The sequence below is a fragment of the Actinomadura sp. genome, assembly GCF_044508335.1.
In the GTDB taxonomy this organism is placed as follows: domain Bacteria; phylum Actinomycetota; class Actinomycetes; order Streptosporangiales; family Streptosporangiaceae; genus Spirillospora.
In genome coordinates, this window is record NZ_JBIQHY010000061.1 from 13,516 (window position 1) to 37,111 (window position 23,596).

23 protein-coding genes and 1 tRNA gene are annotated in these 23,596 nt (G+C 72.6%); 19 read left to right on the forward strand and 5 right to left on the reverse strand.

All coding sequences use genetic code 11. The annotated features are described in order from the left end of the window. Positions 1 to 157 precede the first annotated feature (157 nt). On the forward strand, positions 158 to 619 hold the full coding sequence (locus ACIWVC_RS20590) for a GtrA family protein (RefSeq protein ID WP_396447022.1): 462 nt from the start codon (positions 158 to 160) through the stop codon (positions 617 to 619). Positions 620 to 641: 22 nt separating this feature from the next. Here the strand turns inward: ACIWVC_RS20590 and ACIWVC_RS20595 are convergent, their stop codons facing one another. After that, positions 642 to 1,511, reverse strand: coding sequence for an LLM class F420-dependent oxidoreductase (locus tag ACIWVC_RS20595; protein ID WP_396447021.1), 870 nt, complete (start codon positions 1,509 to 1,511; stop codon positions 642 to 644). Positions 1,512 to 1,638: 127 nt separating this feature from the next. On the opposite strand from ACIWVC_RS20595, the gene ACIWVC_RS20600 reads away from it, so the two are divergent. Then, positions 1,639 to 2,016 carry a MerR family transcriptional regulator gene (locus ACIWVC_RS20600; protein ID WP_396447020.1) on the forward strand — a complete coding sequence of 126 codons (378 nt, stop codon included), beginning with the start codon at positions 1,639 to 1,641 and terminating at the stop codon, positions 2,014 to 2,016. 4 nt (positions 2,017 to 2,020) lie between these two features. On the opposite strand, the gene ACIWVC_RS20605 is transcribed toward ACIWVC_RS20600, so the two are convergent. Continuing rightward, positions 2,021 to 2,617, reverse strand: a complete 597-nt coding sequence (locus tag ACIWVC_RS20605) for a TIGR03086 family metal-binding protein (RefSeq protein ID WP_396447019.1) — start codon at positions 2,615 to 2,617, stop codon at positions 2,021 to 2,023. Positions 2,618 to 2,700: 83 nt separating this feature from the next. Here ACIWVC_RS20605 and ACIWVC_RS20610 point away from each other — a divergent pair, with 83 nt between their 5' ends. Then, a complete protein-coding gene (locus tag ACIWVC_RS20610) occupies positions 2,701 to 4,104 on the forward strand; it encodes a PLP-dependent aminotransferase family protein (RefSeq protein ID WP_396447018.1) in 1,404 nt (467 codons plus the stop codon). Here the strand turns inward: ACIWVC_RS20610 and ACIWVC_RS20615 are convergent. Next, positions 4,101 to 5,375, reverse strand: coding sequence for an ABC transporter ATP-binding protein (locus tag ACIWVC_RS20615; RefSeq protein ID WP_396447017.1), 1,275 nt, complete (start codon positions 5,373 to 5,375; stop codon positions 4,101 to 4,103). The two genes, ACIWVC_RS20610 and ACIWVC_RS20615, sit on opposite strands and share 4 nt — an antisense overlap. 242 nt (positions 5,376 to 5,617) lie before the next feature. Between ACIWVC_RS20615 and dnaG the strand changes: the two genes are divergently transcribed. From dnaG to efeB, 5 genes are all read left to right on the forward strand, one after another. Continuing rightward, positions 5,618 to 7,543 carry a DNA primase gene (gene dnaG, locus ACIWVC_RS20620; protein WP_396447016.1) on the forward strand — a complete coding sequence of 642 codons (1,926 nt, stop codon included), beginning with the start codon at positions 5,618 to 5,620 and terminating at the stop codon, positions 7,541 to 7,543. Positions 7,544 to 7,614: 71 nt separating this feature from the next. Beyond that, a complete protein-coding gene (rpoD, locus tag ACIWVC_RS20625; RefSeq protein ID WP_396447032.1) occupies positions 7,615 to 8,760 on the forward strand; it encodes an RNA polymerase sigma factor RpoD in 1,146 nt (381 codons plus the stop codon). Positions 8,761 to 8,893: 133 nt separating this feature from the next. Next, positions 8,894 to 9,361, forward strand: coding sequence for a YbjQ family protein (locus ACIWVC_RS20630; RefSeq protein ID WP_396447015.1), 468 nt, complete (start codon positions 8,894 to 8,896; stop codon positions 9,359 to 9,361). Positions 9,362 to 9,574: 213 nt separating this feature from the next. Beyond that, positions 9,575 to 10,708 (forward strand): iron uptake system protein EfeO, encoded by a 1,134-nt coding sequence (efeO, locus tag ACIWVC_RS20635; RefSeq protein WP_396447014.1) that lies wholly within the window; start codon positions 9,575 to 9,577, stop codon positions 10,706 to 10,708. A gap of 26 nt (positions 10,709 to 10,734) precedes the next feature. Beyond that, on the forward strand, positions 10,735 to 11,961 hold the full coding sequence (gene efeB, locus ACIWVC_RS20640) for an iron uptake transporter deferrochelatase/peroxidase subunit (protein ID WP_396447013.1): 1,227 nt from the start codon (positions 10,735 to 10,737) through the stop codon (positions 11,959 to 11,961). A gap of 43 nt (positions 11,962 to 12,004) precedes the next feature. Here the strand turns inward: efeB and ACIWVC_RS20645 are convergent, their stop codons facing one another. Continuing rightward, positions 12,005 to 13,255 carry a molecular chaperone DnaJ gene (locus ACIWVC_RS20645; RefSeq protein WP_396447012.1) on the reverse strand — a complete coding sequence of 417 codons (1,251 nt, stop codon included), beginning with the start codon at positions 13,253 to 13,255 and terminating at the stop codon, positions 12,005 to 12,007. Positions 13,256 to 13,528: 273 nt separating this feature from the next. On the opposite strand from ACIWVC_RS20645, the gene ACIWVC_RS20650 reads away from it, so the two are divergent. From ACIWVC_RS20650 to ACIWVC_RS20695, 10 genes are all read left to right on the forward strand, one after another. Further along, positions 13,529 to 14,104, forward strand: coding sequence for a TerD family protein (locus tag ACIWVC_RS20650; RefSeq protein ID WP_396447011.1), 576 nt, complete (start codon positions 13,529 to 13,531; stop codon positions 14,102 to 14,104). Between the two features lie 31 nt (positions 14,105 to 14,135). Then, positions 14,136 to 14,714 (forward strand): TerD family protein, encoded by a 579-nt coding sequence (locus ACIWVC_RS20655; protein ID WP_396447010.1) that lies wholly within the window; start codon positions 14,136 to 14,138, stop codon positions 14,712 to 14,714. Positions 14,715 to 14,777: 63 nt separating this feature from the next. Continuing rightward, entirely contained in the window at positions 14,778 to 15,887 is a 1,110-nt protein-coding gene (locus ACIWVC_RS20660) for a DUF475 domain-containing protein (RefSeq protein WP_396447009.1), read from the forward strand. A gap of 52 nt (positions 15,888 to 15,939) precedes the next feature. Next, positions 15,940 to 16,518, forward strand: coding sequence for a TerD family protein (locus ACIWVC_RS20665; protein ID WP_396447008.1), 579 nt, complete (start codon positions 15,940 to 15,942; stop codon positions 16,516 to 16,518). Between the two features lie 17 nt (positions 16,519 to 16,535). Continuing rightward, a complete protein-coding gene (locus ACIWVC_RS20670; RefSeq protein WP_396447007.1) occupies positions 16,536 to 17,693 on the forward strand; it encodes an HpcH/HpaI aldolase/citrate lyase family protein in 1,158 nt (385 codons plus the stop codon). Next, positions 17,690 to 19,132 carry a phosphoribosyltransferase family protein gene (locus ACIWVC_RS20675; protein WP_396447006.1) on the forward strand — a complete coding sequence of 481 codons (1,443 nt, stop codon included), beginning with the start codon at positions 17,690 to 17,692 and terminating at the stop codon, positions 19,130 to 19,132. Before ACIWVC_RS20670 ends, ACIWVC_RS20675 begins: the two co-directional genes overlap by 4 nt. Continuing rightward, positions 19,129 to 20,241, forward strand: coding sequence for a cysteine protease StiP family protein (locus ACIWVC_RS20680; protein ID WP_396447005.1), 1,113 nt, complete (start codon positions 19,129 to 19,131; stop codon positions 20,239 to 20,241). The genes ACIWVC_RS20675 and ACIWVC_RS20680 overlap by 4 nt, the downstream gene beginning before the upstream one ends. Further along, positions 20,238 to 21,044: an HAD family hydrolase gene (locus tag ACIWVC_RS20685; protein ID WP_396447004.1), complete on the forward strand. Its 807-nt coding sequence runs from the start codon at positions 20,238 to 20,240 to the stop codon at positions 21,042 to 21,044. Before ACIWVC_RS20680 ends, ACIWVC_RS20685 begins: the two co-directional genes overlap by 4 nt. A 123-nt stretch (positions 21,045 to 21,167) precedes the next feature. Then, positions 21,168 to 22,487: an MGH1-like glycoside hydrolase domain-containing protein gene (locus tag ACIWVC_RS20690; protein WP_396447003.1), complete on the forward strand. Its 1,320-nt coding sequence runs from the start codon at positions 21,168 to 21,170 to the stop codon at positions 22,485 to 22,487. Positions 22,488 to 22,505: 18 nt separating this feature from the next. Then, positions 22,506 to 22,997 (forward strand): hypothetical protein, encoded by a 492-nt coding sequence (locus ACIWVC_RS20695; RefSeq protein WP_396447002.1) that lies wholly within the window; start codon positions 22,506 to 22,508, stop codon positions 22,995 to 22,997. Here the strand turns inward: ACIWVC_RS20695 and ACIWVC_RS20700 are convergent. Next, on the reverse strand, positions 22,994 to 23,266 hold the full coding sequence (locus ACIWVC_RS20700; protein ID WP_396447001.1) for a YtxH domain-containing protein: 273 nt from the start codon (positions 23,264 to 23,266) through the stop codon (positions 22,994 to 22,996). The two genes, ACIWVC_RS20695 and ACIWVC_RS20700, sit on opposite strands and share 4 nt — an antisense overlap. 141 nt (positions 23,267 to 23,407) lie before the next feature. Here ACIWVC_RS20700 and ACIWVC_RS20705 point away from each other — a divergent pair. Beyond that, positions 23,408 to 23,480 (forward strand) — tRNA-Asn (locus ACIWVC_RS20705). The last annotated feature ends 116 nt before the right edge of the window (positions 23,481 to 23,596 follow it).

Sequence of the window (23,596 nt, forward strand, 5' to 3'; positions counted from 1 at the left end):
CCTCGCCTGAACGCCCCTGCCCGAACGCCCCTGCCCGAACGCCCCTGCCCGAACGGCCGCGGGCCGGGCGGCGCCGCGGGGCCGGCGCGGGCCGCCACTGATCTTTTAGCTGGGTTGTGACTTTCGCATATGTCCTACTCAGGTAAGGTCTGGGCGAGTGAGCACTTTGCAGCGGTCAAGACCGGTGGAATCGGTCTCGTCCGCCCCGGCGTACCGGACATTCCTCCGCGAACTGCTGAGTTTCGGCTTCGTGGGGTGCGTCGGCACGCTCATCATGGTCTTCGGTGCGAACCTGATGCGCGCGTGGCTCGGCGGCAGCCCGGTCACCAGCGTGGTCGTCCCGACCGTCCTGTCGACGCTCACGTCCTACCTGCTCAACCGGCACTGGACGTTCCGGCACCGGGACAGCGACGGCTCCGGCCGCGAGGTCGCCGTCTTCTTCGCGCTGAACGGCGTCGGGCTGCTCATCCAGGTGCTCTGCACCGGCTTCACCTACTACACCCTGGGCCTGCACGGCGGCGTCGCCTACAACCTCGGCCTGCTCGCCGGCGTCGGCCTCGGCTCCGCGTTCCGCTACTGGTCCTACCGGAAGTGGGTGTTCACCCCCGCGGCGGCGTGACCCGGCCGCGGCGGCGCGCGCGTCAGCGACCGGCGGGGACGATCTTCTCCGTCTGCGTCAGCGCCTCGGCCAGGACGCCCGCGAGGTCCTGCCCGGTGGCCTGGGAGAAGATCACGTGGTCGATGCCGCGCTCCGCGAGGCGCCCGACCTTGTCCACGGCCTCGTCCACCGACGGCGTGCCGCTGAACAGGGCCAGCGACGTCTTCTCGATCTCGGCGTAGTCGCGCCCCTCGCGCTCGCAGTGCTCCCGCAGGACGTCCAGCTTGTGCGGCAGCTCGTCGCCGTCGAAGAGGTTGCACGCGTCGCCGTACTTCGCGACGAAACGGAGCGTCTTCTTCTCGCCGCCGCCCCCGATCAGGATGGGCGGGTGCGGGGCGCGCAGCGCGGGCGGCGAGTTCAGCGGCCGCTCCAGCGTGTAGTGCTCGCCCTCGAACGCCGACTCGTCGCCCCGCCACATCTGGTGGGCGATCCGCAGCGTCTCCTCCAGCCGCTCGAACCGCTCGGCCGTCGGCGGGAAGCGGACGCCGAGACCGCGCGACTCCTCCTCGTTCCACGCCGCGCCGATGCCGAGCCACGCGCGCCCGCCGGACAGCACGTCCAGCGTGGTCACGGTCTTGACCAGGATGCCGGGGTGCCGGTAGGTGACGCCGGTGACCATGGTCCCGAGGGTGATCCGCTCGGTCAGCCCCGCCGCGTAGGCGAGCGCGGTGTAGGCCTCCAGCATCGGCTCGTCCGGCGGGCCCACCATGGCGATCTGGAAGAAGTGGTCCATCACCCACAGCGAGTGCAGGCCGCCCTGGTCGGCCTCCCGCGCGATCCGGCCGAACTCCGGCCCGATCCGCTCCGGCCCTCCGGGAAAGGTGTAGCTGGGAACCTGAAGTCCGATGCGCATGGCAGCCCCTGATCCTTCGCAGACTCGCGGTCCCCTCCACTCTGCTTCCTGGAGCGCGCTCCAGGTCAAGCCGCCCCGCCGGGCGCGCGTTGACCTGGAGCGCGCTCCAGGTGGAATCCTTGAAGCCGTGAGTCTCTACTCTCCAGGCGAGACCGCCGAGAAGAGCGGTTTCAGCATCGACACTCTGCGCTACTACGAGAAGATCGGGCTGCTGTCGGGCATCGCGCGCAACGCCTCGGGGCGGCGCGTGTTCAGCGACGACGACCTCGCGTGGCTGTCCCTCCTGCGCTGCCTGCGCGAGACGGGGATGCCGATCGCGGAGATGCTGCGCTACTCCGAGCTGGCCCGCAGCGGCGCCGACACCGTCCAGGAGCGGCTCGAACTGCTGCAGGACCACGACCGCCGCGTGGAGGAGCAGATCGCCACGCTGCGCGAGCAGCAGAAGCACATCAGGTGGAAGATCGACTTCTACCGGGAAGCGGTCTGCGAATCCGCCCCCGGCTGAGCGGTCAGCGCCACGCGGGGTCGCGGCCCAGCAGGGCGAGCAGCCGGCCCTCCGGGGGCGCGCCGGCCGCCGCCAGGCTCGGGCCGAACGACTCGCCGGGGCCGCGGCTCTCCTCGGGCACGAGCGCGGCGACCTTGAGCGAGACCTCGACGAGGTCGTCCGCCGGCTCCCACGGGACGCCGATCGCCGCCGCGACGTCCCACGCGTGCACGACCAGGTCCACGAGGTGGAAGCTGATCGCGAGCGCGGCGGGGAAGCGCCCGCCGAGTTCGGGCAGGGCCAGCTCGGCGTCGAGGGCCGTGTCGGCGAAGGCCCGCGCGACGAGGTCTGCGGACGCCGTCGCGGCGGCGAAGGGGTCGTCGCCGAGGTCGCCGCCGCGCCAGGCGGGCAGGCGGTCGCCGTCGCCCCTCGCCGCCGCCGCGAAGCCCTCGTCCTGGCTCACCTGGTGGCGCAGCAGGCCGTGCAGGGTCCAGTCCGGGCACGGCGTGGGCAGGCTCAGCGCGTCCGGCTTCACCTGCGCGACGACCGACAGGTAGAGGTCCGACGCCTTCCGGTCCAGCGGACGGAGATCGGTGGTCATGAGTTCGGTCAGCACATCCATGCGGCCCACGCTAGGAACCCGCAGAGGACCAGGTGAAGGGCCAAAACCGCGTGAAATGACTGAGCCGGTCTAGGGTGGGCGCCGTGGATCTGCACGTCAGCCTGGTGGGCCGCCGCGACCTCGCCGGGCAGATCTACGCACAGCTGCGGGCCGCGATCCTGGACGGGCGGCTGCGCGCGGGGGAGGCGCTGCCCCCGACGCGGGAGCTGGCGCGCCGGCTCTCGATCTCCCGCAACACCGTCGGCGTCGCCTACGACCGGCTCGCCGCCGAGGGCTTCCTGACGAGCCGGGTGGGCGCGGGGACCTACGTCCGGGAGACCGGCTCGGCCGCGCGGGGCGCCCCCGCGGCGTCGCCGCTGCGCCCCCGCCGGATCTGGGACGAGGTGTCCGTCTGGCCCCCGCCGATGCCCGGCATCAGGTGGGACTTCCGCGCCGGGCTGCCCGACGTGCGGCTGTTCCCGTACGAGTCGTGGCGGCGGATCATGGCGGGCCTGCTGCGCCCGTCCGGGCTCGGCGACCCGGTCGACCCGGCGGGGCTGCCCGCGCTGCGGGAGGCCATCGCCCGGCACATCGGCGTCTCCCGGTCGGTGCGGGCGAACGGCCGCGACATCGTCGTCACCTCGGGCGTCCAGCAGGCGCTCGACCTGATCGTCCGGGTGCTGCTCGAACCGGGCGACGTGGTGGCCGTCGAGGACCCGGGATACCCGCCGGTCCGGATGCTGCTGGCCGCGGCCGGGATGCGGGTGCGCGGCGTCCCGGTCGACGCGGAGGGCCTGCGGGTGGACGCGCTGCCCGGCGACGCGCGGGCCGTGTACGTCACGCCGTCCCACCAGTTCCCGATGGGCATGCCGATGTCGCTGCCGCGCCGCCGGGCGCTGCTCGACTGGGCGCGGCGCCGCGACGTGGTGATCGTCGAGGACGACTACGACACCGAGTACCGGTACGGCGGCCGGCCCATCGAGCCGCTGCAGAGCATCGACGAGGACGGCCGCGTCCTCTACACCGGCACCTTCTCCAAGATCATGCGGCCGGTGCTGCGGCTGGGGTTCCTGGTGGCGCCGCCGGCGCTGCACCGCGCGTTCCGGATGGCGCGGTACGTCACCTCCTGGCACGCGGAGCTGCCCGCCCAGGCGGCGCTCGCCCGGTTCATCGACGAGGGCCTGCTCGCCCGGCACATCCGCAGGTCGCGCCGCGAGTACCGGGCCCGGCACGAGCGCGTAGCGGAGCTGGTCGGGCGGCTCTTCGGCGACCGGCTGACCCTCGTCCCGGCGGAGGCCGGGCTGCACCTGAGCGCCGTCCTGCCGGCCGGGGCCGACGACGCCGCGATCGCCGCGCGTGCGCTCGGCGCCGGCGTCGGGCTGTTCACGCTCTCGGAGTTCGCCGTCGCCCGCCCGCCCGCGGTGTCCGGGCTGGTGTTCGGCTACGGCGCCGTGGCGCCGCCGGAGATCGAGGCGGGGCTGCGCCGGCTGCGCGAGGCGGCCGGCTAGCGCTGGACGGGCGTGGCGCGCCGGCCGTCCGCGCCGAAGAACAGGACGCGGCCGAGGTCCACGGTCAGCGCCACGTGGTCGCCCCGGTTGGGGCGGTTGCCGGGCGCGATGCGGAACACCAGGTCGGACCGCCGGTGGTGGCCGGCGTGCTCCTCGCCGACGGCCTCGTCGCGAGGCTGCCTGCCGAGCATCTCCCGCATCCGGTCGCGCCACCCGGGACGCTCGGCCTCGTAGGACGGCGCCCGCGGCGGCCGCCCGATCTCGGTCGCGTCGACGGTGGGGATGCCCGCCTCGGCGTAGGCGAGCCACTCGTGCCCGTGGAACTCCAGCGCCCGGACCTGGCCGGACAGGACGGTCCCGTGCGGCGCCGGCGCGCCGGGCGCGATCGGGACGAGCGTGTCGGGCCGGATGCCCACGATGATCGACCGCCCGTGATGGCTGATCAGCGAGGAGGCGCGGGGGTCGTCCCACGGGACCAGGAGCCGCTGCGGCCCGAAGTCGAGCAGCAGCCCCTCGCCCTCGATGGCCCAGAGGGTGGCCTGCATCAGGTTGATCGGCGGCGAGCTGAGGAACGCTGCCACGAACACGGTCGCCGGGTCCTCGTAGATCTGCTCCGGGGTGCCGACGTCCTCCAGGACGCCGTCCCGCAGCACCGCCATCCGGTCGGCCATCGTCATGGCCTCGACCTGGTCGTGCGTGACGTAGACGGTGGTGGTGCCGGTGGAACGTACCAGTGCGGCGATCTCGACCCGCAGCTCGGTGCGCAGCCCCGCGTCGAGGCTGGACAGCGGCTCGTCCATCAGGAACAGCGACGGCTCGCGGATGAGCGCGCGCCCGATCGCGGCGCGCTGCCGCTGTCCGCCGGACAGCGTGGCCGGCAGCCGGTCGATCATCGTGTTGAGGCCCAGCGCGCGGGCCAGCTCCAGGACCTTCGCGCTCGCCTCGGCGCGGTCGTCGCCCGACACCTCCAGGGGGAACATCATGTTGCCCTTGACGGTGCGGTGCGGGTAGAGCGCGCCCTCCTGGAACACCATGGCGACGTTGCGCTCGCGCGGCGGCAGGTCGTTGGCGACGGTCCCGTTCAGCCACAGGTCGCCGGCGGTGATCTCCTCCAGCCCGGCGATCATGCGCAGGATGGTGGACTTGCCGCAGCCGGACGGCCCGAGCAGGACGAACAGCTCGCCGTCGTTGATGCGCAGGCGAACCTTCCGGACGGCTACCTGGCCTCCCGGATACACCTTGTCGACGCCGTCGAGCACAACATCCGTCATCGCGTCCGCCTGGGTGTGAGCAAAATCTCGGTCAGCCATCACATCGCGCAACGGTCCAAGTTGTCCAGAGCCGAGCTGGTGTTACCCGTGTCCAAAGCGGCCGAGTCCGGCCACCTACCACCGGTTTCCCGTCAGCGCGGGACGAATCCGGCCCAACCGGAGGGCGCCGCCGCGGGCGGGCCCGGTGCCGGTTCGGGCGGGGACGCGCCGGATGTCACGGCCCCGCCGTAGACTCCATCGTCGTGGCAGGCCGGATTCGCAATGAGGACATCGCACTCGTCCGGGAGCGGGCGTCCATCGACGCCGTGATCGGCGAGTACCTGCAGCTCCGCAGCGCGGGCGGCGGCAACCTCAAGGGGCTCTGCCCGTTCCACGACGAGAAGTCGCCCTCGTTCAACGTGACGCCCTCCCGCGGCCTGTACTTCTGCTTCGGCTGCGAGGCGGGCGGCGACGTCATCAAGTTCGTCCAGGAGATCGAGCACCTGTCCTTCTCCGAGGCGGTGGAGCGGCTCGCCGCGCAGGCCGGCGTCCAGCTCCGCTACGAGGACGGCGGCGGGCGCGGCCCCCGGCAGGACGGCGGGCAGCGCGCCCGGCTGCTGGAGGCGCACAAGGCCGCCGCCGAGTACTACGCGGAGCGGCTCGAGTCCCCCGAGGGGGCGATCGGCCGCGCGTTCCTGTCCGAGCGGGGCTTCGAGGCCGCCGACGCCGCCCGGTTCGGCGTCGGGTTCGCGCCCCGCGAGTGGGAGGGCCTCGTCCGGCACCTGCGCGGCCGCGGGTTCGCCGACCGCGACATCGTCGCCGGCGGCCTGGCCAAGGAGGGGCGGCGCGGCCCGATGGACCGCTTCCGCGGCCGGCTGATGTGGCCCATCCGCGACCTGTCCGGCGACGTCATCGGGTTCGGCGCCCGCAGGCTCTACGAGGACGACGACGGCCCCAAGTACCTGAACACCCCCGAGTCGCCGCTGTTCCACAAGAGCTCGGTGCTGTACGGGGCCGACCTCGCGAAGAAGGAGATCGCGCGGCGGCGGCAGGCCGTGGTCGTCGAGGGCTACACCGACGTGATGGCGTGCCACCTCGCGGGCGTCCCGACCGCGATCGCCACGTGCGGGACGGCGTTCGGCGACGACCACATCAAGGTGCTGCGCCGGCTCCTCATGGACCAGGACGAGTTCCGCGGCGAGGTGATCTTCACCTTCGACGGCGACGCGGCCGGGCGCAAGGCGGCGCTGCGCGCGTTCGACGACGAGCAGAAGTTCGTCTCGCAGACGTTCGTCGCCGTCCAGCCGGACGGCCTCGACCCGTGCGACCTGCGCATCCGGCACGGCGACGCCGCGGTGCGCGACCTGGTCGCCTCCCGGCTGCCGCTGTTCGAGTTCGCGGTGCGCAGCGCGATCGAGCAGCACGACCTCGACACCGTCGAGGGGCGGCTCGCCGCGCTGGACGCCGCCGCCCCGGTCGTCGCCGCCATCAAGGACCGGTCGCGCCGGCACATGTACGCGGTCAACCTCGACCGCTGGCTCGGCATCATGGACGAGCAGTTCGTGCTGCGCCGCGTCCGGGAGCTGGCGAACCGGCGGCACGCGCGCGCCCAGGCGGGCCGCGGTCCGGCCGGAAACGGCCGCTCCGACCGGTATGCCGGAAACGGCCGGGCCGAGAACGGGGCCGCCGAGCCGCAGCGGCCCGCGTTCGACCCGTCGGACCCCGAGGTGCAGCGGGAGCGCGAGCTGCTGAAGCTGGCCGTGCAGCGGCCGGCGATGCTCGGCCCGGCGTTCGACGAGGTGCCGGCCGGGGCGTTCATCGCCCCGCCGCACGCGGCGGTGCGCGCGGTGATCGCGGAGGCGGGCGGCGTCACGGCGGCCGGGAGCGTGCCCGAATGGGTCGCCCGGCTCCTGGAGACCGCCCCGAACGACCAGGTCAGGGACCTGATCACCAAGCTCGGCGTGGAGCCGGTCCGGTCCTCGCACGAATCGGACGACCGTTATGCCGTAGAGCTGCTCGCCCGAATACAGGAACGCCAGCTCACCCGCATGATCGCCGACGCGAAATCTAAACTCGGGCGGCTGAATCCGGTCGAGGCCGAGGAGGAGTACCGCCGGCTGTTCGGCGATCTTGTCGCGCTTGAGCAGCAGAGACGGGTGTTGCGGGAGCGAGCGCTTGGATCACAGTAAGTCAAGAGACCGCAAAATGGGTCCTGTGATCTAGCCCTCCTTTGACGCAGACTGTCTGCGTGGGCCCTTCGGTGCTGCCAAGCGAGGCGCCATCGGTTGATCAGGTGGCGGACCTCGTCGCACGTGGCAGAGAGCGCGGCGGTGTGACCGTCGAGGACGTTGCTGCCGCACTCGATCGCTCGGACTTGCCGGACGACTCCATGGAGCGGGTCGTCCGGATGCTCGCAGAGCAGGGGGTGGAGGTCCTCGAGTCTCAGCAGGAGACCGAGGACGTCGCGCGAGCGGATGAGGGAGACCTCGGCAAGCGGGCGCCGACGAGCGACCTGGTTCGCATCTACCTGAGAGAGATCGGTCGCGTACCGCTCCTCACGGCAGAAGATGAAGTAGAACTCGCGAAATCGATCGAGGCGGGCCTGTTCGCCGAGGAGAAGATGGCGCGTACCGCCGTCCTCGCCCGCGGCGAGCTGCTCGACCTCGAACTGCTCGCCCGCGAGGGAATGCGGGCGAAGCAACGCCTGATCGAGGCCAACCTGCGGCTGGTGGTCTCGATCGCGAAACGCTACGTCGGCCGGGGAATGCTCTTCCTCGACCTGATCCAGGAGGGAAATCTCGGACTGATCCGCGCGGTCGAGAAGTTCGACTACACCAAGGGGTTCAAGTTCTCGACCTACGCCACCTGGTGGATCCGGCAGGCGATCACCCGGGCGATCGCCGACCAGGCCCGGACGATCCGGATCCCGGTCCACATGGTGGAGACGATCAACAAGCTGGTCCGCGTGCAGCGGCAGATGCACCAGGACCTCGGCCGGGAGCCGACGCCCGAGGAGATCGGCCTGGAGATGGGGCTGCCGCCCGCCCGGGTGGTGGAGATCCAGCGGATCGCCCAGGAACCGGTCTCGCTGCAGTCGCCGATCGGCGAGGAGGACTCCGACCTCGGCGACTTCATCGAGGACGCGGACGCCGTCGTGCCGATCGAGGCCGCGGCGTTCATCCTTCTCCAGGACCAGCTGGAGGACATCCTCGGCACCCTGTCGGACCGGGAGCAGCGCATCATCCAGCTGCGCTTCGGCCTGGCCGACGGCCATCCCCGCACCCTGGAGGAGGTCGGCCGCGAGTTCGGCGTGACGCGCGAGCGGATACGCCAGATCGAGTCCAAGACGCTGGCGAAGCTGCGCCACCCGTCCCGCGCGCAGATGCTCCGCGAATACCTGGAGTGACGGAGGATCCTGAGTGACGACCGTCCTCCCGGCCGCGCCGCCGGGAGGACGGTCGCCGTCCGGCGCCCGCGATCCGGCGAACTTCCCGGATGTTTCGTCGCATTTCGTCCGGACGGTCATCTACCGTGGTGGCATGCTGATCGTGACGACTGACGGCGTGCCCGGACACGAGATCAGGAGCGTGCTCGGGGAGGTCCTCGGGACGTCCGTCCAGGCCGACCAGGGCGCGGTGCCGCAGCCCGGGCAGGGCGGCAGCAGCGCGACCTTCCGGGTGACGGGGGAGCGGCCGGTCGCCGGCCTCGCCGCGGCGCGCCGGGAGGCGCTCGACCGGCTCGGCGAGGAGGCGCGCCGCAAGGGCGCGAACACGGTCGTCGGCATGCGCTTCGACACCGCCGCGGTGGGCGGCGGCTTCGAGGTCTGCGCGTACGGGACGGCCGTCTGGGCGGAGCCGGCGCAGCAGCACCGCGACCAGGCGCAGCAGTACCAGCAGCAGCGGCCCGCGCAGCAGGGCCACCTCCCGCCGTACGGCGACCCGCAGCCCGGCGGTCCGCCGATGGCCGCGCGCAACCTCACGATGGGCGTGCAGGACCGCCCCCGCTGACCGCCCCCGCTGACCCGGAGCGCTGACCCGGGGCGCTGACCCGGGGCGCTGACCCGGGGCGCTGACCCGGGGCGCTGACGGGGAGCGTCGGCCGGGCGGCTCCGCGGGGCGTGGCGTGGGATGCCTCACTGTCCGGGGGGTCACTTGACGGAGTGAGGACAGGCTTCGCTAATTTAGGTAAGCCTAACCATTTGCTCGCTCCTGGAGACCCCCATGCGACCTGTGTCCGTCCTAGCCCTCGCCGGTGCCGCCGCCGTGTCGATGTCCGTGCTCTCGGCGTGCGGCGGTGACGAAGACAAGGCGGACGCCGCGGGCGCCATCCCGGTGACGGCGACGGACGACACCTGCGAGGTCGCCAAGACCGACCTCACCGCGGGCAAGACCACCTTCAAGGTCACCAACAAGGGCTCCAAGGTCAACGAGTTCGAGGTCCTCAAGCCGGACGGCAAGATCCTCGCCGAGCGGGAGAACATCGGCCCCGGCACGAGCGTCGACTTCGTCGTGAACCTGCCCGCCGGCCAGTTCAGGCTGCTGTGCAGCGCCGGGCAGACCGGCAAGGGCCCGTCCCAGAACGTGACGGTCACCGGCCGGGCCGGCGGCGGCGCCGACGCGCGGCTGACCGAGGCCGCCGACGACTACAAGGCGTTCGTCATCGCGCGGCTGGACGACACCATCGCCAAGACCCGCGAGTTCGTCGAGGCGGTGAAGGCGGACGACGTCGCGAAGGCCAAGGAGCTGTACGCGCCGTCCCGCGTCGGCTGGGAGACGATCGAGCCGGTCGCGGAGAAGTTCGGCGACATCGACCCGAAGGTCGACGCCCGCGAGGCCGACCTGAGCGCCGCGGAGAAGAAGGACTGGTCCGGCTGGCACCTGCTGGAGAAGGCGCTCTGGAAGGACGGCTCGGTCAAGGGCAAGGAGAAGTACGGCGACCGGCTCCTGGCCGACCTGGAGACGCTGAAGTCGCGGCTGCCGGGCCTCACCCTCGACCCGGTCAACGACATGGCGGGCGGCGCCAAGGAGCTGCTCGACGAGGTCGCCACCGGCAAGGTCACCGGCGAGGAGGAGGCGTTCAGCCACACCGACCTCGTCGACTTCAAGGCCAACGTCGACGGCGCCAAGAAGATCTACGAGCTGCTCAAGCCGGTCGTCCAGGAGCGGGACGCCCAGCTCGCGAGCGACCTCGACGACAACTTCGCCCAGGTCGAGGCGCTGCTGAAGAAGCACGAGAAGGGCGACGGCTACGTCTCCTATGACAAGGTCGGCAAGGACGACCGCAAGGAGCTGGCCGACGCGGTGAACGCCCTGGGCGAGCCGCTGTCCAAGCTCGCCGAGGTCGTGGCGAAGTAGACGCAACGGAGAAGGGTGGCGGCGCGATGACCGAGGTGCGGCCGGGGATGTCCCGGCGCAGGATGCTGGGCTTCTCCGGCGCGAGCCTGCTCGTCGGCGCCGCCGCCGGCGCGGGCCTCGACCGGGTGGCGCTCGCCGACGAGGACGACGGCGCCGGCGCCGCCGTCCCCTTCCACGGCGCGCACCAGGCGGGCATCGCCACCCCCGTCCAGGACCGGCTCCACTTCGCCGCGTTCGACGTGACGACCGGCGACCGCGACCGGCTCGTCCGGATGCTCAAGGAGTGGACGGCCGCGGCCGCCGCCATGACCGCCGGCAGGCCCGTCGGGAACGGCGCGGTCGCCGGGTCGCCGGTCGCGCCGCCCGACGACACCGGCGAGGCGCTCGGCCTGCCGCCGTCCCGGCTGACGCTGACGATCGGGTTCGGCCCGACGCTGTTCGAGAAGGACGGCGAGGACCGGTTCGGCCTCAAGGCGCGCCGTCCCGCCGCCCTCGTCGACCTGCCGCACTTCCCCGGCGACGCCCTCGACCCCGACCGCAGCGGCGGCGACATCGCCGTGCAGGCGTGCGCCGACGACCCGCAGGTCGCGGTGCACGCGATCCGGAACCTGGCGCGGATCGGGTTCGGCACGGTCTCGGTCCGCTGGTCGCAGCTCGGGTTCGGCAAGACGTCCTCGACCACGCCGGAGGCGCAGACCCCGCGCAACCTGTTCGGGTTCAAGGACGGCACCGACAACATCGGCTCCGGCGACAAGGCGCTGCTCGACCGGCACGTCTGGGCCGGGAAGGACGACGGCTGGATGGCGGGCGGCTCCTACCTCGTGGCCCGCCGCATCCGGATGCACATCGAGACCTGGGACCGCACGTCGCTGCGCGAGCAGGAGGACATCTTCGGCCGCAGCAAGGGCGAGGGGGCGCCCGTGGGGGAGGAGAAGGAGCGCGACAAGCCCGTCCTGTCCCGCATGAAGCCGGACGCCCACGTCCGGCTCGCCCACCCCGACTCCAACGGCGGGGCGCGCATCCTGCGGCGCGGCTACTCCTTCACCGACGGTTCCGACGGGCTCGGCCGGCTGGAGGCGGGGCTGTTCTTCATCGCGTTCCAGCGCGACCCGCGCAAGGGGTTCATCCCGATCCAGCAGTCGCTGGCCGCCGACGCGCTGAACGAGTACATCCAGCACGTGGGTTCGGGCATCTACGCGTGCCCTCCGGGCGTCCGCGAGGGCGGCTACTGGGGCGAGACCCTGTTCGCATAAGGGTTCGCGTAAGGGTTCGCCTGAAGGGTTCGCCTGGGCGGGGCTACCCCTGGCCCGCGCGCTCCGAGCGGATGCGGGCCACGACGTCCCCGGCGGCGGTCTTGATGGACTCCAGCTCCTGGAGGTAGCCCCAGTAGTCGGGGTGGACGCCGGTGAGCCGCTTCGGCGCGTTCTCCAGCCGCTCGACGAGCCCGTCCAGCGCCCGGGCGTGGTGCGGCGGGGCCCCGCCCGGCTGCGCCATGGCGAGCCGCTGCGCGTCCCGCACGGCGAAGCGGGCGCCCTCGGCGGACTTCGCGGGGTCGGCGGCGACCGCCTTCAGCTCGTCCACCCGCCCGGTGACCTGCCCGGCGCGGCGGTCGGCGGCGTTCAGCTCGGTGCGCGCGGCGGTCAGCGCGCGCTGCGCCTCCCGCCACTCGGTGCGGGAGGCGTGCGCGGACGCCTCGTTCAGCCGCTCGCGGGCCCGCGTGACGGCCGCCTCGATGGAGTCGGGGGCGCCCCTGAGGTCCTGCCAGCAGGCCTGTGAGTAGTTCCGGAGCAGCACCCGCATCGCCTCCTGGACGGGCCCGACGCGGTTCGCGACGGCGTCCGCGCGGGTGCGGACCGAGGCGAGCGAGTTGCGGACCTTCTGCGCGAGCCGCGGCAGCTCCGCGGCGGCCTCCCGGGCCCGCTCGGCGATGTCGCGGACCTCCTCGGCGCGGCGGATCGCGCCGTCCAGCCCGAGCCCGCCCAGCCCCTTGGAGCCGAGCTGCGCGAGCACCTCCCGGGCGCGGGCCAGCTCGGCCTCCGGCTCGGAGGCGTCCATCCCCGCCTGCTTCGCGGCCGCGACGGCCGCGTCGGCGGCGGCGACCGCGTCGCGCGCGGCGGTCAGCCGGGGCGGCAGCTGGTCGAGCGCGGCCTCCAGCCGGGCCATCTTCGGGGCGAGCCGCTCGGCGAAGGCGTTCAGGTTCCGGGTGATCTGCTGCAGCCGCTCGGTGGACGCGATGAACGCGCGGCGCGCCGCGTCGTACTCGGCCGGTGACCGGTCCCGGTCATCGAGGTCGTGGGCGTCCAGCACGGAGATGTAGGCGACCGACGCGGCGTCGGCGGCCTCCGACAGCCCGGCGAACTCCCGCCGCACCGGCGCGGCGGCCCCCGCGTCCAGGTCCTCGAACACGGTGACGCGGCCGTCGAGGTACTTCTGCGCCTGGTCCATGTCGTAGAAGGCGGCCGCCGCCGCCTCCCGCGCCTCGACGGCCGCCGCAGCCGCCTGCGCGCCCCGGCCGCCCCGGCGGCGCTGGTCGCCCGCTCCCCGCAACGCTGCCTCCCTTCGTCCCTGCCCAGTCTGGCCCAGCCGCCGGGTGTTCCGCCTCCGGACTCCCCGCCGACTCAGGGCATATCAGACGGCGTCGCGGGTGCACAGTGCCTCCCGGACCCGCCCCGCCGGGGCGGGAGGCGGCCTGAGCCGCGGATCTCCTCACCTCAGAGAGGGAGAGTTCAAAACGGATGGAACGGATAGCATCGCTGCTACGTCGATAAGGCTGGGCGCCGGGACGGCGTCCCGTACGGCATGCGATCTTGGAGGCTCATCGTGCCCGTCAGCCTGAGCAAAGGCGGCAATGTCTCGCTCACCAAGCAGGCGCCCGGACTGAACGCCGTGATCGTCGGTCTCGGCTGGGACCTGCGCACCACGACCGGCACGGACTTCGACCTCGACGCCTCCGCGATGGTGCTGGACGGCTCCGGCAAGATCATCACCGACCAGCACTTCGTGTTCTTCAACAACCTGCGCAGCCCGGACGGCGCCGTCGAGCACAGCGGCGACAACCTGACCGGCGCGGGCGAGGGCGACGACGAGCAGATCAAGGTCGACTTCGGCGCGATGCCGGCCGCCGCCGAGCGGGTGGCGTTCGCGGTGTCGATCTACGACGCCGACAGCCGCGGGCAGAACTTCGGGCAGGTCCGCAACGCCTTCATCCGGGTGATGAACCAGGCCGACGGCGCGGAGATGGCGCGCTACGACCTCACCGAGGACGCCTCGATGGAGACCGCGATGGTCTTCGGCGAGCTGTACCGCAACGGGGCGGAGTGGAAGTTCCGCGCGGTCGGCCAGGGCTACGCGTCCGGGCTGGCCGGCATCGCCATGGACTTCGGCGTCAACATCTGACCACCAGACCAGGAAGGGAACGGCCCGGATAATGGGAGTCTCACTCGCCAAGGGCGGCAACGTCTCGCTGACGAAGGCCGCCCCGAACCTCACCGCGGTCACCGTCGGCCTCGGCTGGGACGTCCGCGCCACCACCGGCGCCGACTTCGACCTCGACGCGTCCGCGCTGATGCTCGCGAGCACCGGCAAGGTCATGTCCGACCAGCACTTCGTGTTCTTCAACAACCTGCGCAGCCCGGACGGCTCGGTCGAGCACACCGGCGACAACCTGACCGGCGAGGGCGAGGGCGACGACGAGTCGATCAACGTCGACCTCACCGCGGTGCCGGCCGAGTGCGAGCGCATCGTCTTCCCGGTGTCGATCTACGACGCCGACAACCGGAACCAGAGCTTCGGCCAGGTGCGCAACGCCTTCATCCGGATCGTCAACCGGACCGACGGCACCGAGCTCGCCCGCTTCGACCTCACCGAGGACGCCTCCACCGAGACGGCGATGGTCTTCGGCGAGCTGTACCGGCACAACGGCGAATGGAAGTTCAGGGCCGTGGGCCAGGGGTATGCCTCCGGACTGGCCGGAATCGCGACCGACTTCGGCGTCAACGTCGGCTAGCCGCCGGCGCACCCCGCACCGCGGCCGCCACGCCCGGCCGCCCTCTCTAGCAGAAATACGCGCATGATTCTTCGCACCTTCGGTTGGTCCCTCGGCATCACGGCCCTCGGGCTGGTGGCCGCCTTCTTCTACGACGGGCCGACCGGGCTGGCCCTCGTCGCCGTGCTGGCGATCCTCGAGATCTCGCTGTCGTTCGACAACGCCGTGGTCAACGCCAAGGTGCTCGACCGGATGAGCCCCTTCTGGCAGAAGATCTTCCTCACCGTCGGCATCGCGATCGCGGTGTTCGGCATGCGGCTGGTCTTCCCGCTGCTGATCGTGGGCATCACCGCCAAGCTGGGGCCCGTCGAGGCGTTCGACCTGGCGCTCAACGACCAGCACCGCTACCACGAGCTGATGAACGACGCGTACCCGATGATCGCGGCGTTCGGCGGCATGTTCCTGATGATGCTGTTCCTGAACTTCGTGTTCGAGGAGCGCGCCGACAAGTGGCTGCCGTGGCTGGAGAGGCCGCTCGCCCGCATCGGCAGGCTCGACCAGCTCGCGGTGGTCATCGCGGGCGGCTCGCTGGCGTTCGTGTCGTGGCTGACCGCCGAGAACCCGGGCAACGTCATGATCGCGGGCGTGCTCGGCATGGTGACCTACATCCTGGTCAACGGGCTCGGCGAGCTGTTCTCCGAGGCGGGGGAGGACGACGACGAGGACGGCGGCGACGAGGCCGGCGCGCCCGCGCGGTCGGGGCCGAGCGGGCTGGCGCTGGCCACCGGCAAGGCCGGCTTCTTCCTCTTCCTCTACCTGGAGGTGCTGGACGCCTCGTTCAGCTTCGACGGCGTCATCGGCGCGTTCGCGATCAGCACCGACCCCATCGTCATCGCGCTGGGCCTCGGCATCGGCGCGATGTACATCCGGTCCCTGACCGTCTTCCTGGTCCGCAAGGGGACCCTGCACGAGTACGTCTACCTGGAGCACGGCGCGCACTGGGCGATCGGGGCCCTCGCGGTCTGCATGCTGATCAGCATCGGGCACCACGTGCCCGAGTGGGTCACCGGCGGGCTCGGCGCCGGGCTGATCATCGCGGCGTTCGTCAGCTCCGTCGTCCGCAACCGCGGCGCGGACGACGCGGCCTCCGGCTCGCCGTCCGGCGGCAAGCAGCTGCACTCCAGCAACGTCTGACCGGTCCGACTCCACCCCGCGACCAGCAACGATGCACTGAAGGAGCCGAACGATGTCGATCTCGCTGCAGAAGGGGCAGAAGGTCTCGCTCGCCAAACCGGGCGGCGGCACCCTCTCCCGCGTCCGGATGGGGCTCGGCTGGGACGCCGTCGCCAAGAAGGGCCTGTTCGGCAAGAGCCGGGCCCAGTCGATCGACCTGGACGCGTCCTGCCTGCTGTTCGACGCCTCCGGGAACCTCGCCGACCAGGTGTGGTTCCGGCAGCTGCGCAGCAAGGACGGGTCCGTCCAGCACACCGGCGACAACCTGACCGGCGAGGGCGAGGGCGACGACGAGGTCATCAACGTCGACCTGCAGAGCGTCCCGGCCAACGTCACGCAGCTGGTGTTCACGGTGAACTCGTTCACCGGGCAGGACTTCTCCCAGATCGCGAACGCGTTCTGCCGGCTGGTCGACGAGACCACCGGCCAGGAGATCGCCCGCTACGACCTGAGCGGCGCCGGGCAGCACAACGCGCAGATCATGGCCAAGGTGTCGCGGGACGGCCAGGGCTGGTCGATGACGGCGATCGGCGCGACCGCGACGGGCCGCACCTTCCAGCACCTCCTGCCCGCCGTGGCCACCCACCTGTGACGGGCTGACAGCCGTCCATGCGGCATTTCGACCACATCGACGCCGCGCGTCGCAAGCACCTGTTCTACCGGCACCCGCGCCCGTTCGACCGGCACGACGACCCGGCGGTGCTGGCGGTCGCGCTCGGCGCGACGCTGTACTGCCCCGCCACCCGGCCCGCGCTGGCCGCCGACATCGAGCGGGCGGCGCGGCGCGGCGTCATGAGCCTGGTCATCTGCCTTGAGGACGCCATCGGCGACGACGAGGTCGAGTTCGGCGAGGCGAACCTGGTGGCGCAGCTGCGGGCGCTGGCCGGCCGGGGCGCGGAGGCGCCGCTGCTGTTCGTCCGGGTCCGCGACCCCCGGCAGATCGGCGCCCTGCTCGGCCGGCTCGGCGAGGCCGCCGAGCTGGTCAGCGGGTTCGTGCTGCCGAAGTTCACCGCGGCCGCCGGCGGGGCGTTCCTCGACGCGCTGGCGGACGCCGCCGACCGCACCGGGCAGCGGCTGCTGGCGATGCCGGTGATCGAGAGCCCGGAGGCGGTGTACGCGGAGACCCGCGCGGAGATGCTGCACGACGTGGCGCGGCTGCTGGCCAAGCACCGGCCGCGGATCCTGGCCGTCCGGCTCGGCGCGACGGACCTGTCGGCCGCGTACGGGCTGCGCCGCCCGCCGGACGTCACCATCTACGACATCCGGCCGGTCGCGGGCGTGATCAGCGACGTGGTGAACATCCTCGGCCGCGCCGACGGCACCGGCTACGTGGTGACCGGGCCGGTGTGGGAGTACTTCTCGGCGGGGGAGCGGATCTTCAAGCCGCAGCTGCGCCAGTCGCCGTTCGAGGCGCAGCGGGCGGCGCCGCTGCGGCAGCGGCTGATCACCTCCGACCTGGACGGGCTGATCCGCGAGGTCCACCTGGACAAGGCCAACGGCCTCATCGGCAAGACCGTGATACATCCGAGCCACGTCGCGGCCGTCCACGCCCTGTCGGTCGTGACGCACGAGGAGTACTGCGACGCCGCCGACATCCTCGGCGTCACCGGCGGCGGGGCGATGGCCAGCTCCTACGCCAACAAGATGAACGAGGCGAAGCCGCACCGCGCCTGGGCGCGGCGGCTGATGCTGCGCGCCCAGGTGTTCGGGGTCGCGGCCGAGGGCGTGACGTTCGTCGAGCTGCTCGAAGCGGCGGGCAGCCGGTGACGTCCGCCCGTGTCCCGCCGCACCGGGTCGCCTCGCGCGGGGTCTCCTCGCGCGGGGTCGCCTCGCACCGGGACGTTTCGCGCGGGGTCTCCTCGCGCTGGGTCGCGTCGCGCCTCGGGGTGCGGCTCGCGGACGGCCCGCGCCCGGTGGGGGCCGGGCTGTCGTCCCTCGTCGGGCTGGCCGTGCGCCGCAACCCGCGCCGCGCGCACCTGCTGGTGTCGGCCGTGCTGGGCAAGCACGTGCCGACCGATCCCCGGCTGGTGTACGGGTCCGGGCTGCTGCTCGGCGAGCTGGTGCGCGCGCGCCTGCGGGGCGAGGAGCCGTCCCGTCCCGGTCCGCTCCTGCCGGACGCCTTGAGCGGGGTGCCGGGGGCGGCCGCCGGGCTGCGCGACCTCATGCGCGCACCCCGGACTCCCGTGGACGCGATCGTCCTCGGCTACGCCGAGACCGCCACCGCTCTGGGGCACTCGGTGGCGGATGCGCTGGGCGGCGCCTACTACCTGCACTCGACACGGCGTCCCGTGCCCGGATTCGCCGCCTACGGCGGGTTCGAGGAGGAGCACAGCCACGCCACGAGCCATCTGCTGCTGCCCGCCGATCCCGCGATGCTCGACCGCGACGCGCCGGTGGTGCTGGTGGACGACGAGCTGTCCACCGGCCGGACGGTGCTCAACACCATCGAGGCCCTGCACGCCGTCCGGCCGAGGAGCCACTACGTCCTCGCGGCCCTGGTGGACCTGCGCGGCGCCGCCGACCGGGCGCGGATGGACGACCTCGCCCGCCGGCTGGGCGCGCGCATCGACGCGGTGGCGCTGGCCGGGGGGCGCGTCGAGCTTCCCGACGGGATCCTGGAGGCGGGGCAGGCGCTCACCGCCGGCCTCTCCGGCGGGGCCTGCGTCCCGGACGCTCCGGCGTTCGAGGTGCGCCGCGCCGCGCTGGACTGGCCCGCCGGGCTGCCGGACGGCGGGCGGCACGGCTTCCTCCCCGAGCATCGGGTGCGGCTGGAGAAGGACCTCGCCCGCATGGCCGATGTCATCGCCGCAGGGCTCGGCGACGTCTCGCACGTGCTCGTGCTGGGGTTCGAGGAGCTGATGTACGCGCCGCTGCGCCTCGCGGAGGCGCTCGCCGACGCGCTGCCGTCCGTGGACGTGCGCTACTCGACGACCACGCGATCCCCAGTGCTCGCCGTGGACGACCCCGGGTACGCCATCAGGACGCGCCTGGTGTTCCCGTCCCACGACGATCCCGCCGATGGGCCGGGGGAGCGGTACGCCTACAACGTCGCGCCTGGTTCCGGCCAACGCGGGTTCGACCAGATCGTGCTAGTGGTGGACGACGTCGGGGACACCGCGGCGCTCGCCGGCGGGCTCTTGGCGCGGCTGCGCGCGCTTGCGCCGGTGCTGGTCGCCACCGTCCCCGCCCGCAGGAGGGAACCGTGAAGCCGCTGTACGGGCCGTCCTTCGGCAGTTACCCCGCGGAGGACGTGGCGTGGCTGCTCAAGGACCTCTCGCATGCGCGGCTGGAGGCGCCCACTGAGGAGCGTGAGGCCGCGATCCAGGCGGGGCGCGCCCACTACGCCGAATCGCTCCCGGTCGAGTACCAGCCGGGCCCGGAGTACCGGCGGCTGTTCCACGAGGCGCTGGAGGCGTCGGCGGAGCGGCTCGCGTACGCGACCGGCCTGGTCACCGGCATGGTCCTCGCCGAGCGCGGCCCGCGGGCCGTCCTGGTGTCGCTGGCGCGGGCCGGGACGCCCGTCGGCATCCTGATGCGCCGCTGGGCCCGGTACGCGCACGGCCTGGACCTCCCGCACTACGCCGTCAGCATCGTCCGCGGCCGGGGCATCGACACCGCGGCGCTGCGGTACCTCGCCGCGCACCACGACCCCGCGTCCGTCATGTTCGTCGACGGCTGGACGGGCAAGGGCGCGATCACGCGGGAGCTGACCGCCGCGCTGGAGCCGCACCCGTTCCCGTCCGACCTCGCGGTCCTCGCCGACCCGGGGCGGTGCACGCCGCTGCACGGCACGCGCGACGACTTCCTCATCCCGTCCGCCTGCCTCAACTCGACGGTGTCGGGCCTGGTCAGCCGGACGGTCCTGAACACCGCGCTGATCGGGCCGGGCGACTTCCACGGCGCGAAGTACTACCGGGAACTGGCCGGCGACGACGTGTCGGCCGTGTTCCTCGACGCCGTGTGCGCCCGGTTCCCGGACGTCGCCGAACGCGTCGCGAAGGACCTGCCCGACCACCTGTCCGCCGATCGCGCGCCCGACTGGTCCGGGTGGGAGGCCGTGCGGCGCTGCGCCGGAGCCGAAGGCATCGACGACCTCAACCTCGTCAAGCCGGGGATCGGGGAGACGACACGGGTGCTGCTGCGGCGCGTCCCGTGGAAGGTCTTCGTGCGCGCCGACGCCGGCCCGGAAGTGACGCACATACGGCTGCTGGCCGACGAACGCGGTGTCCCCGTGCACGAGGTCGAGCCAGAGCGGTTCCCCTACGCCTGCATGGGGTTCATCCACCCCCGCTTTGGCAAGGGAGCTGTCCAGTGACCGTCCTGGTGTGCTCGGACCTCGACCGTACGCTCATCTACTCCCAGGCCGCGTTCGCACTGGACGGGCCAGACGAGACCATGCCGCGCCTGCTGTGCGTGGAGTTCTACCAGGGTGCGCCGCTCTCCTACATGACCGAGCCTTCCGCGCGCACTCTGGAAGCCCTCTCGACGGCTGCGACGTTCGTCCCGACGACGACGCGCACACCCGAGCAGTACCGGCGCGTCCACCTGCTGGAGAAGCCGCCCGCCTACGCGATCTGCGCCAACGGCGGCCACCTCCTCGTGGACGGCGACGACGACCCGGACTGGGCGGAGGCCGTCCGAAACCGGGTCGCAGACGGATGTGCGCCGCTCGCGGAGGTTCAGCACCATCTCGCCCAGTCGAGCGGCGAGTTCGTCCTGAAGCGGCGCACCGCGTCCGGCCTGTTCGCCTACACGGTCATCGACAGGGCCGCGCTGCCGCCCGGCTGGGTCGAGGACCTCACCGGCTGGTGCGCCGAACGCGGCTGGCGGACGTCCCTGCAAGGCCGCAAGGTCTACTGCCTGCCCGCCTGCCTCACCAAGGCCGCCGCCGCCGGCGAGATCGCCCGCCGCACCGGCGCCTCCACCACGCTGGCGGCCGGCGACTCCCTCCTCGACATCGAGCTGCTCGACGCCGCAGACCTGTCGATCCGTCCCGCGCACGGCGAACTCCACGACACCGGCTGGACGTCCCCCCGCACCGCCGTCACCGCCGCCCGCGGCATCGCCGCAGGCCAGGAGATCGCGGAATGGCTCCTGGAACGGGCCACCGAACCGTAAAAAATCACGGTGCAGCGTGCGTCCTCGTTGAGAATCGACACCCCCGCAGGGGTCGCAGCGGCCGTGCAATGAGGCGAGAATCACGGTGAACCCCCCTCGCGCCGAGGAGGTCACCTGGACCACATGAATTCCCGTCTGACCGGTGACGAGACCGCGCTGTGGAAGGCCGCGGCCCGGGTTCTCGATGCGAACTGGACAGGCACCGCGACCGCCGCCTCGCCCGGCCTCTACCCGCACCAGTGGAGCTGGGACGCGGCTTTCATCAGCATGGGCCTCGCCCGCCACCGCCGCGACCGCGCCGAGGCCGAACTGCTCTCCCTCTTCCGCGGCCAGTGGGCCGACGGGATGCTCCCGCACATCGTCTTCAACACCCGCCTCGCCCGGCACGCGTTCTTCCCCGGCCCCGACCTCTGGCACAGCGAACGGCACCCGGACGCGCCCCGCGGCGTCCACACCTCCGGGCTCACCCAGCCGCCGCTGCACGCCCTGTCCGCCCTCCGCCTGCACGAATGCGCCACCGACCTGGACAGCAGCCGGGCCTTCCTCGCCCGCCTCTACCCGCTGCTGACCGCCCAGCACCGCTACCTCGCCCGCGCCCGCGACCTCGCCTCCAGCGGCCTCATCGCCATCTGCCACCCCTGGGAGTCCGGGCTCGACAACAGCCCCGCCTGGGACCGGCCCCTCGGCGCCCTCCGGCTCCCGCCGACCTCCTACGCGCCCGCCCAGCGGCACCGCACCCTCCCCACCGGCGAGGACTACGACCGCTACGTCCGCCTCGTCGCCCTCATGCGCGATGCCGGCTACCGGCCCGCCTACCTCCGCGAATCGCACCCGTTCGCCGTCGAGGACCCCCTCGTCAACGCCGTCTACCTCGCCTCCACCCACGCCCTCGCCGACATCGCCCAGATCATCGGCGCCGACCCCGTCCCGCACCGCGAGAGCGCCGACCGCGTCCACCGCGCCGTCCTCGACCGCCTCTGGGACCCCGAGACCGGCTGCTTCCGCGCCCGCGACCTCCGCGACGACCGGCTGCTGCCCGTCATCACCGTCGGCTCCTTCGGCCCCCTCCTCGACCCCGAACTGCCCGCCCCGATCGTCCGCAGCCTCGTCGACCTGCTGCTGTCCGCCCGCTTCGCCGGCGCCGCCGGCTACCCCGTCCCCACCTGCGACATCCAGGCCCCCGCCTTCGACCGCGCCGGCTACTGGCGCGGCCCCACCTGGATCAGCACCAACTGGCTCGTCTGGTACGGCGCCCTCGGCCACGACCTCCCCGTCGTCGCCGACCTCCTCTACGGCTCCACCATGCGGCTCGTCCGCCAGTCCGGCTTCCGCGAGTTCTTCGACCCGTTCGACGGCACCGGCCGCGGCAGCCACGACTACGCCTGGTCCGCCGCCCTCGTCCTCGACCTACTCGGGGCCCGCCGCGCCCCCCAGGCCGCCTGATCGCTTACCTTTGACATCATGCGCCTGATCAGGGGCTCCCTGCCCGCCGAAGTCCGCGCCGCGCTCACCCTCGACCGCGGCGAACGCGTCCTCGCGACTGCCCCCACCCGAGGCGGATCACACGTCGTCGCCACCACGACGGCCCTGCACGTCCCGGCACTCTCCGGCGGCTTCACCCGCATCCCCTGGGAGCGCGTCGACCACGCCACCTGGAAGGACGAGTGGCTGCACGTCCACGAGACCTCGGCGGGCCCCGAGCACCACGTCCGGCTCACCGACCCGGGCCGCGTCCCCGAGACCGTCCGCGAACGCGTCACCGCCACCATCGCCGTCAGCCACCAGGTGCAACTCCCCGGCGGCAAGGTGCGGATCGCCGCCCGGCGCCCCGCCGCCGGCGGCGACGTGCGCTGGACCTTCGTCTTCGACGCGGGAATGGACCCGTCCGACCCGGGCCTGAGGGCCCAGGCCGAACAGGCCCTGGAGGAACTGCGCCGTCAGACCGGCCTCTAGCCGGGATACACCTCGGGCTGCTCCTTGTCCGCCTTGCGGCCCGGCACCTGCTCGGGCACCCGTTCCTTCAGGCTGCTCGCCTTGCCGCGCGCCGCACCGGCGAACTCCTCGCCCTTGGCCCGCAGCTTCTCCGCGGCCTCCTGCACGTTCGGGTTCTCCGACACCTGCTGCGACAGCCGCTTGATCTGCTCGTACCGCTCCCGGCCGGCCTTCGTCCCGAGGACGTACCCGATCGCGGCGCCGGCCATGAACATCATGCGCGTCTTCATGTCCTACTCCCACTGACGGCGGAATCGTGACACCCCCATACCCGCCAGCGACGCACCCACCCATAACGTGTGCGCGAACAGCCCCGGACATGCGCTAACCTAGACGCGCCGACAGGGGCCCAGGCCCCATCGGACGCACGATCCCGCGTAGCTCAATCGGCAGAGCAGCCGGCTGTTAACCGGCAGGTTATTGGTTCGAGTCCAATCGCGGGAGCTCGCGGTGGGGTGGTGTGCTCGGCGGCCCTTCGGGTCCGCCTTCGCCATGGCCCGTCATTTCGCCCGGGGGGGCGACCCCCCGGAGCCCCCCGGATGCCGCCACCATCCCCCACC

Bases quoted from the DNA above. Each gene is read 5' to 3' on its own strand.
- ACIWVC_RS20595 (WP_396447021.1), bottom strand. From the start codon at position 1,511: ATGCGCATCGGACTTCAGGTTCCCAGCTACACCTTTCCCGGAGGGCCG.
- ACIWVC_RS20605 (WP_396447019.1), bottom strand. From the start codon at position 2,617: ATGGATGTGCTGACCGAACTCATGACCACCGATCTCCGTCCGCTGGAC.
- ACIWVC_RS20615 (WP_396447017.1), bottom strand. From the start codon at position 5,375: ATGACGGATGTTGTGCTCGACGGCGTCGACAAGGTGTATCCGGGAGGC.
- ACIWVC_RS20630 (WP_396447015.1), top strand. From the start codon at position 8,894: ATGCTGATCGTGACGACTGACGGCGTGCCCGGACACGAGATCAGGAGC.
- efeO (WP_396447014.1), top strand. From the start codon at position 9,575: ATGCGACCTGTGTCCGTCCTAGCCCTCGCCGGTGCCGCCGCCGTGTCG.
- efeB (WP_396447013.1), top strand. From the start codon at position 10,735: ATGACCGAGGTGCGGCCGGGGATGTCCCGGCGCAGGATGCTGGGCTTC.
- ACIWVC_RS20655 (WP_396447010.1), top strand. From the start codon at position 14,136: ATGGGAGTCTCACTCGCCAAGGGCGGCAACGTCTCGCTGACGAAGGCC.
- ACIWVC_RS20660 (WP_396447009.1), top strand. From the start codon at position 14,778: ATGATTCTTCGCACCTTCGGTTGGTCCCTCGGCATCACGGCCCTCGGG.
- ACIWVC_RS20665 (WP_396447008.1), top strand. From the start codon at position 15,940: ATGTCGATCTCGCTGCAGAAGGGGCAGAAGGTCTCGCTCGCCAAACCG.
- ACIWVC_RS20670 (WP_396447007.1), top strand. From the start codon at position 16,536: ATGCGGCATTTCGACCACATCGACGCCGCGCGTCGCAAGCACCTGTTC.
- ACIWVC_RS20690 (WP_396447003.1), top strand. From the start codon at position 21,168: ATGAATTCCCGTCTGACCGGTGACGAGACCGCGCTGTGGAAGGCCGCG.
- ACIWVC_RS20695 (WP_396447002.1), top strand. From the start codon at position 22,506: ATGCGCCTGATCAGGGGCTCCCTGCCCGCCGAAGTCCGCGCCGCGCTC.
- ACIWVC_RS20700 (WP_396447001.1), bottom strand. From the start codon at position 23,266: ATGAAGACGCGCATGATGTTCATGGCCGGCGCCGCGATCGGGTACGTC.